Source organism: Pseudarthrobacter sp. NIBRBAC000502771 (assembly GCF_006517215.1).
GTDB lineage: Bacteria > Actinomycetota > Actinomycetes > Actinomycetales > Micrococcaceae > Arthrobacter > Arthrobacter niigatensis.
Window position 1 is genome coordinate 4,064,626 of sequence record NZ_CP041187.1, and the last position, 13,047, is coordinate 4,077,672.

General features: G+C 66.4%; 10 protein-coding genes and 2 riboswitches. Of the genes, 2 read left to right on the forward strand and 8 right to left on the reverse strand.

Annotated features, from left to right (window positions below; all coding sequences use genetic code 11):
* Positions 1 to 3: 3 nt before the first annotated feature.
* The 3 genes from NIBR502771_RS18970 to NIBR502771_RS18980 all read right to left on the reverse strand — a co-directional run bounded on the left by NIBR502771_RS18970 (position 4) and on the right by NIBR502771_RS18980 (position 4,236).
* Complete coding sequence (locus NIBR502771_RS18970) at positions 4 to 1,386, reverse strand: MFS transporter (protein ID WP_141161060.1); 1,383 nt, start codon at positions 1,384 to 1,386, stop codon at positions 4 to 6.
* A 181-nt stretch (positions 1,387 to 1,567) separates the two neighbouring features.
* Positions 1,568 to 2,683 (reverse strand): homoserine O-acetyltransferase, encoded by a 1,116-nt coding sequence (locus NIBR502771_RS18975; RefSeq protein WP_141161061.1) that lies wholly within the window; start codon positions 2,681 to 2,683, stop codon positions 1,568 to 1,570.
* Between the two features lie 12 nt (positions 2,684 to 2,695).
* A riboswitch (SAM riboswitch) is annotated at positions 2,696 to 2,811 on the reverse strand.
* 102 nt (positions 2,812 to 2,913) lie between these two features.
* The gene (locus NIBR502771_RS18980) at positions 2,914 to 4,236 is read right to left on the reverse strand and encodes a bifunctional o-acetylhomoserine/o-acetylserine sulfhydrylase (RefSeq protein ID WP_141161062.1); all 1,323 of its coding nucleotides are present in this window, start codon (positions 4,234 to 4,236) and stop codon (positions 2,914 to 2,916) included.
* Positions 4,237 to 4,279: 43 nt separating this feature from the next.
* A riboswitch (SAM riboswitch) is annotated at positions 4,280 to 4,395 on the reverse strand.
* Between the two features lie 159 nt (positions 4,396 to 4,554).
* Here NIBR502771_RS18980 and NIBR502771_RS18985 point away from each other — a divergent pair.
* Positions 4,555 to 5,193, forward strand: coding sequence for a VOC family protein (locus NIBR502771_RS18985; protein WP_141161063.1), 639 nt, complete (start codon positions 4,555 to 4,557; stop codon positions 5,191 to 5,193).
* 311 nt (positions 5,194 to 5,504) lie between these two features.
* Positions 5,505 to 7,190 carry an HNH endonuclease signature motif containing protein gene (locus tag NIBR502771_RS18990; protein ID WP_141161064.1) on the forward strand — a complete coding sequence of 562 codons (1,686 nt, stop codon included), beginning with the start codon at positions 5,505 to 5,507 and terminating at the stop codon, positions 7,188 to 7,190.
* 509 nt (positions 7,191 to 7,699) lie between these two features.
* Here the strand turns inward: NIBR502771_RS18990 and NIBR502771_RS18995 are convergent.
* The 5 genes from NIBR502771_RS18995 to NIBR502771_RS19015 form a co-directional block, all read right to left on the reverse strand.
* Complete coding sequence (locus NIBR502771_RS18995) at positions 7,700 to 8,479, reverse strand: CPBP family intramembrane glutamic endopeptidase (protein ID WP_141161065.1); 780 nt, start codon at positions 8,477 to 8,479, stop codon at positions 7,700 to 7,702.
* Positions 8,480 to 8,544: 65 nt separating this feature from the next.
* The gene (locus tag NIBR502771_RS19000; RefSeq protein ID WP_141161066.1) at positions 8,545 to 9,333 is read right to left on the reverse strand and encodes a DeoR/GlpR family DNA-binding transcription regulator; all 789 of its coding nucleotides are present in this window, start codon (positions 9,331 to 9,333) and stop codon (positions 8,545 to 8,547) included.
* A 101-nt stretch (positions 9,334 to 9,434) separates the two neighbouring features.
* A complete protein-coding gene (gene hutI / locus NIBR502771_RS19005; protein WP_141161067.1) occupies positions 9,435 to 10,646 on the reverse strand; it encodes an imidazolonepropionase in 1,212 nt (403 codons plus the stop codon).
* Between the two features lie 11 nt (positions 10,647 to 10,657).
* Positions 10,658 to 11,788 carry an FAD-binding oxidoreductase gene (locus NIBR502771_RS19010; RefSeq protein ID WP_141161068.1) on the reverse strand — a complete coding sequence of 377 codons (1,131 nt, stop codon included), beginning with the start codon at positions 11,786 to 11,788 and terminating at the stop codon, positions 10,658 to 10,660.
* A gap of 58 nt (positions 11,789 to 11,846) precedes the next feature.
* Entirely contained in the window at positions 11,847 to 13,043 is a 1,197-nt protein-coding gene (locus tag NIBR502771_RS19015; RefSeq protein ID WP_141161069.1) for a glycine C-acetyltransferase, read from the reverse strand.
* Positions 13,044 to 13,047: the final 4 nt, after the last annotated feature.

Here is a 13,047-nt window from a genome sequence, read left to right on the forward strand (position 1 = left end):
GGCCTACTTCTTGCTGGCAGCGAGCAGGTCTGCCGTGCCCTTGGCGTCGGCGGCGTCAACATCGTGCAGCGAGATGCCCCGGGTTTCCTTCAGGAAGAAGACCGCGACGGCGGTGATGGCACAGGCGATGAGCAGGTACACCGCTACCGGGACGGAGGACTTGTAGGTGCCCAGGAGCGAGGCAGCGATGATCGGGGCCAGGGAACCCGCCACGATGGACGTCACCTGGTACCCCAGGGAGACGCCGGAGTAGCGCATGCGGGTGGGGAACATTTCCGCCATGATGGCCGGCTGCCCGGCATACATGAAGGCGTGGAACACCAGGCCGATCATGATCGCCGCCAGGATGACGAAGTCGTTCTTCGTGTCCATCATGGGGAAGGCGAAGAAGCCCCAGGTGGCACCCATGACGGCGCCGGCCATGTAGACGGGCTTGCGGCCGAAGCGGTCCGACAACTTGCCCACCATGGGGACCACCGAGAAGTGGACGGCATGGGCAACAAGCAGCAGCAGGAGGATCCGCGTGGTGTCGGCCTGGACAACGGTCTTTAGGTACGTGATGGAGAACGTGACCACCAGGTAATACAGGATGTTCTCCGCAAAGCGCAGGCCCATGGCAGTGAAGACGCCGCGCGGGTACCGCCGGAACACCTCAGCCACGCCGTAGCCCTTGTGGCCGGCGTCCACTTCTTTACGGGCCTCCAGGAAGATGGGGGCGTCGTTGACCTTGGTGCGGATGTAGTAGCCGATCAGGACGATCACGGCGGAGAGCCAGAACGCCACGCGCCAGCCCCAGCCCAGGAACGCGTCCTGGGTCAGCGTGGAGGACAGGACGAACAATACGGCCGTGGCCAGGAGGTTGCCCAGCGGCACCGCCGACTGCGGCCAGCTGGCCCAGAAGCCGCGGGACTTGCTGGGGCTGTGCTCTGCGACGAGGAGGACGGCGCCGCCCCACTCCCCGCCCACGGCGAAGCCCTGGGCGAACCGGAGGAAGACCAGAAGCGCAGGCGCCCAGTAGCCGATCTGCCCAAAGGTGGGCAGGCAGCCCATGAGGAAGGTGGAGACGCCCACCAGGATGATGCTCAGCTGCAGCAGCTGCTTGCGGCCGAACTTGTCGCCGAAGTGGCCAAACACAATGCCGCCGATGGGGCGTGCGACAAAACCGACGGCATAGGTGAGGAAGGCGGCGATGATGCCGTCCAGTTCGGTGCCGGCGTTGGGAAAGAAGGCCTTCCCGAACACCAGGGTGGCGGCCGATGCGTAGAGGAAGAATTCATACCACTCCACGACCGTGCCGGCCATGGACGCCGTCACCACTTTCTTCAGGCCTGAGGCCTTGACGTCGGGTTCCTCTGTACGCCTTGCGGCGGAGCTTTCCGTACTCATGCGAACTCCTTCGGCGTCGTCGTCGACGCCACGGGGACCAGTCGATGGGGCCCGGGGTGTGATGCACACCACGGACACCGGATTCGATTGAGTATGGTCTGCCCGCGGTGCAACCTCAACGCCAAATAGTGCAGAAGGCATCTGCAGGAATGCACATTGCCGGCCGTCCTCCCGGCGGCGGCTACGCCAGGAAGCTGCTCCGGAGCTGGCTGCCCAGCTGTCCAATTTCGGTCAGGAACCCGTCGTGCCCGATCGGCGCCCGGATGAGGTGGACATCCACGTCCCCGGGCAGGGCCCGGGCAAGCTCGTGGGACTGCGATGGGAAATAGAGCCGGTCGGAGTCGACGGCGGCCACAAAGAACCGCGCCGTGGATGCCGCCAGGGCTTCGGCCAATGTTCCCCGTCCCCGGCAGACGTCGTGGCTCATCAGCGCTTCGGTCAGGGCAATATAGCTGTTGGCGTCAAAGCGCTTCACCAGCTTGTTGCCCTGGTGGTCCAGGTAGCTTTCCACCTGGTAGCGGCCGCGGGAGGCCAGGACTTCCCCCCGCAGTGGCGATTCCGGCGCCTGGGGTTCCCGTCCGAAACGGCCTTCCAGCTCGGTGGCGGACCGGTAGGTGATGTGGGCGATCCTGCGGGCGAGGGCCAGTCCCTCTTCAGGACTCCGGCCGCCGTAGTAGTCCCCGCCGTTGAAGTTGGGATCCTGCCTGATGGCCAGGGTCTGCGCCTGGGCGAAGGCAATCTGTTCGGCAGTACTGGCGGCTCCGACGGAGATCACGGCGCAGCGCTGCACCCTGTCCGGGTACGTCACAGCCCATTCCAGGGCCCGTGCACCGCCCATGGAGCCGCCCAGGACGGCGAACCAGCTCTTGATGCCCAGCTGGTCCGCCAGCCGGGCCTCGGCAACAGTACTGTCGCGCAGCGTGACCAGGGGAAACCTGGAGCCCCAGGGCTTCCCATCAGGCGCGGGCGACGACGGCCCGGTGGACCCGTAGCAGCCGCCAACGATGTTGATGGACACCACGAAGAAACGGTCCGTGTCCACGGGGGCTCCGGGGCCGGCCAGCTGCTCCCACCAACCTTCTTCGTCGGTGTCGCCGCGGGTCACGTGGGTGCTGCCGGTCAGTGCGTGCTCGATCAGGATGGCGTTGCTGGCGTCCGCGTTGAGCGTGCCCCAGGTTTCGTAGGCCAGGGTGACGTCCGGGAGGTAGCCTCCGGCTTCGAGTTCCAGTCCCCCGATGGAGGCGTAACGGACAATTCCGTGTTCAGGGATGGCGGTTCGGGCGACGGTAACCGTCATGGCAAGACCTCTTCTACGCGCTTGCCCGCCGTCGTCTGACCGGCAGGCCAGGTCCTCACCCGGGGCACCCCACCGCGGATGGAGGGTTGCCGGCCAGCAAGCCGGGGCTGTCACTGGCACTCATGACCTGGTTCGAGTGTACGAAACACCCCCCGCTCCAGGCCAAGAGTATGACTGGTTGTGACTTCCCGGCTTGCCGGCCGGCACGTGCTGCGCCCTCGCGGTTGGGGCTAGGCGCCGGTGGCCTTGGCGGCCCGGAAGCCTGCCTCCAGGTCAGCCAGGATGTCGTCGATGTGCTCCAAACCGACGGAAAGCCGGACCAGGCCCGGGTGAACGCCGGCCACAACCTGCTGCTCCGGCGAAAGCTGGCTGTGCGTGGTCGACGCCGGGTGGATGACCAGGGAGCGCACGTCGCCGATGTTGGCCACGTGGGAGTGCAGCTCCAGTGCGTCGACGAAGCGCTTGCCGGCTTCCGCGCCGCCGGCCAGGTTGAAGGCGACCACGGCGCCCGTTCCCTTTGGCCCGTACTTGCGGCCACGCTCGTACCAGGGGCTGGACGGCAGCCCCGCGTAGGCGACGGATTCGACGTCGTCCCTGGCCTCCAGCCAGCGCGCCACCTCCGTGGCGTTCGCAACGTGGCGCTCCACCCGCAGGCTCAGGGTCTCCAGGCCTTGGGAAATCAGGAACGCGTTGAAGGGCGAGACCGCCGAGCCAAGGTCGCGCAGCAACTGCACCCGGGCCTTGAGGATGTAGGAGAGGTTGGCGCCGAGCGCGCCGCCTTCGCCGAGGTCGCGTGCGTAGACCAGGCCGTTATAGGTGGGGTCCGGGGTGTTGAAGCCGGGGTACCTTTCCGGGTCCTTGCCGAAATCGAACCTGCCGGAATCGACGATGACGCCGGCGATGGCCGAGCCATGGCCGCCCAGGTATTTGGTGGCCGAGTGGATGACGATGTCCGCGCCCCACTCCAATGGGCGGATCAGGTATGGGGTGGAAAGGGTGTTGTCCACGATCAGGGGCACGCCGGCCTGGTGGGCCACTTCGGAGATGCCCTCAATATCAAGGACGTCCTGGCGCGGGTTGGACACCACTTCACCGAAGAAGAGCTTGGTATTGGGCTGCACGGCGTCGCGCCACTGGTCCAGGTTGTCAGGATCAGCCACGAAGGTCACCGAGATGCCGAACTTCTTCAACGTGTGGGCGAACAGGTTGTAGGTTCCGCCGTAAAGACTGGGGCTGGCCACTATATGGTCGCCTGCCTCGGCGATGTTCAGCACAGCGAACGTCTCCGCGGCCTGGCCGGAGCTCAGCAGCAATGCCGCCAGGCCGCCTTCAAGGCTTGCGATCCGTTGCTCGACGGCGTCCTGGGTGGGATTGCCAATGCGGGTGTAGATGGGTGCAAGTTCGGCCAGGGCGAAGCGGTTGGCCGCGCTCTCGGCACTGGGAAACACGAAGGACGTGGTCTGGTAGATGGGAAGGGCGCGGGCTCCGGTGGCGCTGTCGGGCTCCTGGCCGGCATGGATCTGGCGGGTTTCGAAGGACCATCCGTTGGACATCTCAGTCTCCTATGACATGGGCCCGGCATGCTGGGAGCACCACGGGCCGCGCTTGCTCTCCGGCCATTGCCGGACAGCCTGGTCCTCACCCGGGGCACCCCACCGCGGATGGAGGGTTGCCGGCCAGCGAGCCGGGGCTTGGCGCTGGCACTCATGACCTGGACCCAGTCTAGGAACTTCAATCCGGCCCGGACAGCATTGTGACGAACATGGTCTTGGCGCAGGCCCTGGGCATTTGGACAGGGACGGCGGCTACCCAAAATGCCAGTAAGGGTACCCTTAGCTGAGAGCCCGATCACAAAGTGCCAAGATGTTCGCATGCGCATGGATCACGTCTCTTACGCCTGTGAACACGATGGCCTCGCGGCCACTACCGAACGTATTGCAACTGCCCTCGGCGTTGAGGCAGTGAAGGGTGGCGTACACCCCCGCTTCGGAACCCGGAATATGATCATCCCCCTGGCGGGCCACAAGTACCTCGAAGTCGTCGAGGTCCTCGACCACCCGGCGTCGGACAAGGCACCGTTCGGGCAGGCAGTGCGTGCCCGCTCCGCTGCCGGTGGCGGCTGGATGGGCTGGTGCGTCGAAGTGGACGACCTCGCCCCCTTCGAGGAACGCCTGGGCCGCGCTGCCGTGAACGGCAACCGCAAGTTCCCGGACGGCCGCGAGCTGGTCTGGAAGCAAATTGGCATCCTGGGCCTCATCGCCGATCCCCAGGTGCCGTACATGCTCAAGTGGGAGGGCGACCCCTCCCTCCACCCGTCCCACGCGTACGAGAGCAACCTCAAGATGAGCTGCCTGACCATCGCCGGTTCCGCCTCGCGCGTCACCGAGTGGCTCGGTGAGCCCGTGGAGAAGCCGCTCGAGGACGTTGCGGTGGAATGGGTGGCCCCGCACGGTACGCCGGGCATCCTCTCGGTCACCTTTGAGACCGCCAACGGAGCCGTCACCATCTGACCCTTCCCATTCGTCCCGGACCACTCCGGGGAGGTCCCCGGGTTGTGCCCGGGCAAACTTCGGCCGCCATTGGGTGGTGACAACGGCGTCACCACCCAATGGCGGCCGAATCCATTTAAGTGGCTGCCGGGTCGCGTCTTTTTCTACGCCACGCGTGCTCTTTTTCGCACCACACATTTGGGCTGCGACAGGAAACCTTCGCTTCGAAAACGTACGACGACGGCGGCCCGCTTCGGTGCGCCGGCTCACCTGCGCAGGCAGCGGCACCGGTTTGATCTGTAATTGTCAGACCCTCGTTGGATGATGTGGGTATGGGAATCGGCGGTGGTCTTGGGGTGGTGTTGGAGGGTGTTCGTGCCTCTATTGCTGCCCTGGATGCGCTGGAGCGGGAGGACGCTTCCCTGGCTTCCGGTTTGGATGTTGGTTTCGGTCTTGGTGCGGGTGTGGGTGCCGGTGTGGATGTGCTGCAGCGGCGGTATGAGATCCGGCTGGAAAGGCTGGAGCTTACGTCCCGTTTGGAGGCGCAGCTCGCAGCAGTGAAGGCGCAGGACGCCGCCGACGCGGTCGGGTTCCAGGAGGCGATGACCCCGCCGGACGCCTCGATCGAGGACCGCACGTACGCGCAGATGTCGGTGGTGGAGGAGATCGCCGGGGTCCTCACCATCGGCTCCGCCGCAGCAGGCGCGTTGGTGGAGCAGTCCCGCCGGGTCTGTTCCCTACCGCCGGTGTTCGAGGCCCTGTCCACCGGAACCATGTCGTGGCAGCACGCCCGCGTCGTCGCGGACGAAACCGAAGGCCTTGACGCTGTCGGGGCTGCCGGGCTGGTGGCGCACTTCTTCGACCCCGCCGCACCCGATCCGGCCCGGGGTGCCGCGCCCGGTGAACTGGTCCCGTCCCGGTTCCGGGCCAAGATCCGGGGCTGGCGGGAACGCCACCACCCCGAATCAATCCAAAAGCGCCATGTAAAAGGTTTGGCAAACCGGCGGATGGAGTACACCCCGGACCGGGACGGCATGGCCTGGATCTCCCTCTACCTTCCCGGCGATACCGCGTGCGCCATCTGGAACCGGACCACCGCCACCGCCCGCGGCCTCCAAGGCCCCAACGAACCCCGCACGCTCACCCAACTCCGCCCCGACATCGCCGCATCACTGCTGCTCGGCGCCGGCAATGCTCTTGGCGGGGAGAGTGGCGCGGGACCCGCAGGAGTCACCGCCATCGGGAAAGTCCCCACGCCGAGGGCCGACGTCCTGGTCACCGTGCCCGTGTTCTCGCTCCTCGGCCTCACCGACGAACCAGCAATGCTGGACGGCTTCGGCCCGATCCCCGCGTCCATGGCCCGCAAACTCCTCGCCGGTGGCGCGGACTCCTTCTACCGGGTCCTCGTCGACCCGCGGGACGGGGCGCCCCTGGAGATCGGCAGGAAGAACTACCGGCTCACGGGGGCCATCAAACGCTGGATCAGGCTGCGCGATGCCCAATGCACGTTCCCCGGCTGCACCAACAAGACCCCCGACAACGAAACCGACCACCTCACCGCGTGGGAACACGGCGGCACCACCAACGTCAGCAACCTGGCCCAGCTCTGCCGTAAGCACCATCGGCTCAAACACCACAGCCAATGGGCCCCCGGCCCGGCCACGAGCAAGGACCCACCGGGCTGGACCTCCCCCACCGGACGCCACCACAAACCCGAAAAACAGGATGCAGAACCAACCCACTGGCCACCGGGGAGCCTGCCGGCGCACGCTGTTCGGGGTGCCGTTGTGGCAGGGGTTGAATTGGGGGCCACCGGGCCAGTCGAGGACGGGCAGTGGCAGCAGCTCCTCGCATCGATGCCGCCGTGGTCTGATCCTCCTGTCGAAGAACCACCAAGTGAGGACCTTCTGGACCCCGGCGAGCTTCGCCCCGCGGATCCCCTGTGGGATGAGTTCCATGCAAGGTTTTACGAGCTGCCCGCTGACCCGCAGGCGGACTGGCAGTGCTGTTACACCTGAAGTGAGGGCGGAAAACAGCGCGCAGGCCGCGGCAGGAGCTAGGGCCCGCCCAGCAGGCCGCAGCCAACATTTCTTTCGGCAGTTCTCACGACGATGAATACTCGGGCCTCGTCGGAGGAGGGCGCGGCGAGGATGTCGGCTCCACCGGCGGTTTTGCCTTGGACCGTCAGGAGGGAAACATCAGTCCGTGCGGGCTCCGGGTAAGGACCGCAGTTGTACTCGCGCCCGGCAAACTGGACTATGGAAGGAACCTCTCGAGGCCAGAGCACCCAGTCCGACGTCTGTTCATGAATGCTCCACAATCGCCCAATGAGCAAACATCCGGCCAACGCCAAGACGGCACTCCCCAAGGCCAATCCGTGTCGTAGTCCCCCACCCATGCTGCAAGACTTCACGAAGGCATGCTTGGAATCAACAAGAACCCGCAACTAGGGCTACTGCAGGCCGGACCACCGCCCAGCGGTCGTTCAGTCGGGTACCGGCAGACCGCGGCGGCCATAGCTGTACAGCTACCCCAGCCCCACGGCCTTGCCGAAGAGGCTGAAGCCGACGAATGCCACGATGTCCAGCAGCGCATGGGCGATGACCAGCGGCATGACGCGCTTGGTGCGCGTATAGAGCCAGGCGAAGACCACCCCCATCACAGCGTTGCCAATGAAGGGACCGAAGCCTTGGTAAAGGTGGTAGCTGCCACGCAGCACGGAGCTCACGGCGATGGCCAGTGGCGTGCTCCAGCCGAACTTGCCGAAGCGGTCCATCAGGTACCCCACCACGATGACTTCCTCGAGCACCGCGTGGCGCATCGCCGAGAGGACCAGGACTGGAACGGTCCACCAGTAGGCGTCCAGGGCACTGGGGATGATGGCTGTGGTGATGCCGAGCGCCCGGCCGGCCGCATAGAGCCCCAAGGACGGTATCCCAATCAGCGCGGCCAGCCCCAGGCCTTGCAGCAGGTCCATTCCGGGCCGGGCGAAGTTGAACCCCAGCTTCTGGAATGCTGAACCGGAGTTCCGTGCGTCGCCGGGGGAAGCTTGGCGCTGGTCGGTGAGGAAGTAGAGAACCAGCAGCACAGGAACCAGCGCAAAGATGATGTCGAGCAGCTGGTACGTCAGGTCGAAATACTCGCGGGTGCTCTGCGAGCGGTTCAGGGTGGACGTGCCCTCGGCCAGCGGGGCGCGGGTCATCTTGTCGAGCAGCTGCACCACGGAGTAGATGGCGGACTGGCCCAGGGACAGTCCCAGGACGATCCAGACTTCGAGCCGCAGTCGACGGCGGGAGGGAACCAGCATGTTCCCATCTTGCCTTCAGTTTCTGGATCCTGCCTGACGGAACTCCCCCCAGCCTCCCGGGAGTATCAGGCAGGTGCCACGATCACTTCCGTGCCGTTGGCTTCAAAGGCTGCCTTGTCGCGCGCAGAGATCCCGGAATCGGTGATCAGGCGGGTGAAGTCGTACCCGTCCATCGTGGCAAAGGCCCGCACGCCGACTTTGGAGGAATCAGCCAGGACGTAGGACACCCGGGCGCGGGAAGCCAGCAGGGCATTGACGGAGGCCTCGCCCTCCCCCGTGTTGGTGGGTCCCACCTCCGGGTCGATGCCGTTGACACCGATGAAGGCGATGTCCAGCACCACCTTCTGCATGATGATGTCCGTGTAGGGGCCCACGAGCTCATACGATCGCGGGTTGAGGATGCCGCCTGTCACCATCACCTTGATATTGGGCCGGACCGCCAACTGGCCCGCAATGTTGATGGCGTTCGTTACGACCGTGAGCGTCGGCTGGTTGGAGGGTGCATTCAGGTCCTCCCGGGTGGCCAGGATCTGTGCAAGCGCGGTGCTGGTGGTGCCTCCGCAGAGACCAATGACGGCGCCCGGCCGGATTAGGGCCGCGGCGCACTGCGCGATCTGTTCCTTCGCTTCGGCATGGTCGTCGCGGTTGTAACGTCCGGGCAGGTCATACGCCAGGGCGCCGGCGGTGGCACCGCCGCGCGTCCGCGTCAGCAGGCGGCGCTTGGCAAGGCTGTCCAGGTCGCGCCGGGCCGTGGCAGGGGAGACGTTGAGGGTGCTGACGATCTCGTCGACTTCTACCTGGCCGGTCCTGGCGAGCAGGTCCAGAATCGCTGTCAGCCGGTCGGTGCGTGTCATGCAAGCGGGCCTTTCGATACATCAGCCACCGCTTCGGGATGACGTTTCCTGATTCTAACCATACGGAAAAGATCAGGAACAATCATACAGCAGGAGTCCCGCTAACGCTCCCGCACCCCCGCCCGCCACACAGCGTACGTCAATGGCATCCCGGGCCGGTAAGCGAGATGGGTCGCGGATGGCGCATTCAACAGGTGCAGGTCGGCCCGGTGTCCGACGGCGATGGATCCCACGGCGCGTTCGCCGTCGGTGTCCCGGCCGGCTTCCTTGTGCAACGCCAGCGCACCGCCGTAGGTAGCGGCACGGACGGCCTCGTGCACGCTCAGGCGCATCTGGAGCACTGCCGTTGTCACGCAAAAAGCCATGGAGCTGGTGTACGACGTGCCGGGGTTGCAGTTGGACGCCAGTGCCACCTGCACCCCCGCGTCGAGAAGTTCGCGGGCGGGAGCCAACGGCTGGCGGGTGGAGAGGTCGCAGGCAGGAAGGCACGTGGCAACGGTGCCACGCTCCCCCGTTCCCACGGCCGGGTCCCAGCCGGACCAGGACGACGCCAGGGCTTTCACGTCCTGCGCGGCTAAGTAGTTCACGTGGTCCACGCTGGCCGCGCCAAGCTCCACGGCCAGCTGTACGCCGGGGCCCTCGCCGAGCTGGTTGCCGTGGACCCTCAGGCCCAGGCCGGCCTCGCGGCAGGCCATGAGCACACGGCGGGATTGCTCGGCGTTGAACGCACCCTCCTCGCAGAACACATCGGCCCACTGGACATAAGGGCGGACCGCAGCGAGCATCGGCCCGCAGACCAGGTCTGTGTATTCCTCCGGGTCCTGCCCGGCTGGAACCAGGTGTGCCCCAAGGTAGGTCACCTGGTCCGCAATGGTGGAGGCAATACGCGCGCTCCGGGCCTCGTGCTCAACGTCCAGGCCGTAGCCGGTCTTGGTTTCCAGGTAGGTGGTGCCCTGCGAGACTGCTTCGGCAACCCGCCCCATGGCCAGGCGGGTGAGATCGAAATCGGACGTGGCGCGCGTGGCGTTCATGGTGACGGCGATGCCACCGGCAGCGTAGGACTCCCCAGCCATCCGGGCTTCGAATTCTGCGGTGCGGTCCCCGGCGAACAGCAGGTGGCTGTGGGAGTCCACCCATCCTGGCAGCATGGCCCGGCCGCCGGCATCGACGGCTTCATCCGCCGGCGGAGCATCGGCCGCCGCCCCGATCCAGGAAATCCGTTCACCCTCGACCACCACCGCCGCGTCCCTCAGGACCCGGTGTTCCAGGTCCTGCGTCATCAGCTCGGCGATATTGGTGATCAAGGTGCTCATGAAATCATTCTTCAGCGTCTGACGGACCAGCGCGTGGCTGCCAGGGCCTGCGCTGTCCGGGATTCCGGACCGTCCACAGCCCCATCGGCAGGGACGGCGCCGCCGGAAGAGCCCAGCCCCGCAAGGATCTGGCCGGCGGCGAACTCCGCCAGCGCCGCCGACGTCTGGAATCCGTAGCCGCCCTGGCCCGCGAGCCAGTAGAACCCGGCCGCTTCAGCGTCGAACCCGGCCACGGGCACCCCGTCCGCGGCTTCGGTGCGCAGGCCGGTCCAGGCCCGGCGCACTCCGGTGATCCCCAGGCTGGTGAACGCGTTGAGCTTCTCCACCAGGCGCTCCACATCACCTGGATTGGGCCGTGCGTCCTCGGGCCCGCTGGGCACCGTCTCCGATGGGGAAATCAGCACGTCATGGCCGTCGGGGCGGAAATAGAAAGTGTTGTCCGCCGCTGCCACCATGGGGGTGGCAGCAGGCAAGGGATTGTCGACGGCGGCAATCGCCGCAGTGCGCCGGTACGGCTGGAGGCCCAGCTTCTCGACGCCGCTGAGCACCGCCAGCTCATCGGCCCAGGCACCCGCCGCATTGACCAGTACCGCGGCTTCAAAGCCCTCGGCGCCAGCCCCCACCTGCCACCCTGAACCCAGCCGCTGTGCCGAATGCACGCGGGCACCGGTGATGATGTCCGCTCCGGCGGCGAGAGCCCGCTTGCGGTGGTCCTCCAGCAGAAGGGGCGCATTGCAGCCAAAGGAGCCGGTATCAAGTCCAGCGGCTTCAAAGGTTCCCGGCTTCAGGGCCGGACACAGCTCGAGGGCACGGTCCACCGCAATGGGCTGCATATGTCCGCTGGCCTCCGCGGCAACATCCTCCGCCGAGCCCACGAGCATGAAGCTGCGCGGCGCCAGGACCGCTTCCGGCGCTTCGGCGTCGCGGGCCGCGAGCAGTTCGAGGGTCCGGACGGTGAGCTCCTGCACCACGGGCGGCCCGTAGCTGGGAATCAGCTGGCGGGCGGAGCGGGAGGACGTGTGGTACGCCAACTCCTGCTCCGCCTCCACCAGTGCAACGCTGCAGCGGCCGGCGAGCGCGGACGCGAGGGACAGGCCGGCGATGCCGCCGCCCACAATCAGGACATCGTAGTGTGCTGCCATTGGTCCATCCTGACAGAGATCATGCGTCCCGGTACCCTCCGTTTCAGGGGAAATCCTGTCAGGCTGCCGCCTCGGCACGGCTGGCGACGAAGGCACGCACGCACGCTTCGACGTCGTCCGCTGAATGTGCGGCTGAAAGCTGCACCCGGATCCTTGCAGCACCGCGGGGGACCACGGGGAAGCTGAAGGCCGTGACGAAGACACCGTGCTGCAGCATCCGGTCCGCCACCTTGGCCGCCATGACGGCGTCGCCAAACATGACCGGGACAATGGCGTGCTCGCCGGGAAGCAGGTCGAAGCCCTCCTCGGTCATCCGGCGGCGGAACAGCCCGGCGTTTTCGAACAGGCGGCGGCGAAGGTCGGCCGAGTTCTGCACCAGGTCAAGCGCCTTGAGGGTCGCGGCAACAATGGCGGGAGCCAGGGAATTGGAGAACAGGTAGGGCCGCGCCTTCTGGCGCAGCATGGCCACGATCTCCCCGCGTCCGGAGACGTACCCGCCCGACGCTCCGCCCAGAGCCTTGCCGAAGGTGCCGGTGTAGATGTCCACCCGGTCAGAGACGCCGGCGTGCTCGGGAGTGCCCGCACCGGTGGCGCCCATGAAGCCCACCGCGTGGGAATCGTCCACCATGACCATGGCGCCGTACTTTTCGGCGAGGTCGCAGATGGCCTCAAGCGGGGCCAGGTAGCCGTCCATGGAGAACACGCCGTCGGTGACGATCAGGGTCCGCCGGGCATCCTGTGCTTCCTGCAGGCGGGCCTCGAGTTCGGCCATGTCCTGGTTGGCGTAGCGGTAGCGGCGGGCCTTGCAGAGGCGGATGCCGTCAATGATGGAAGCGTGGTTGAGCGCGTCGGAAATCACGGCGTCGTCCGGTCCGAGCAGGGACTCAAACACGCCGCCGTTGGCGTCGAAGCAGCTGGAGAACAGGATGGTGTCCTCGGTGCCCAGGAACGCGGAGACCTTGGCTTCCAGCTGCAGGTGCAGGTCCTGGGTGCCGCAGATGAAGCGGACGCTTGCCATGCCGAAGCCGCGCTCATCCATGGCCGCCTTGGCCGTGCGGATGATGTCCGGGTGGTCAGCCAAGCCCAGGTAGTTGTTGGCGCAGAAGTTCAGCACGTCGGCTCCGGGGCCGCCAATCTGCCCGGCGGTGATGTGGCTGGACTGCGGCGAGCTGATGCTGCGCTCGGTCTTGTACAGTCCGGCGGTGCGGATCTCGTCCAGCTCTTCGCGCAGCTGGTCCTTGATGGAGGTGAACATGGGG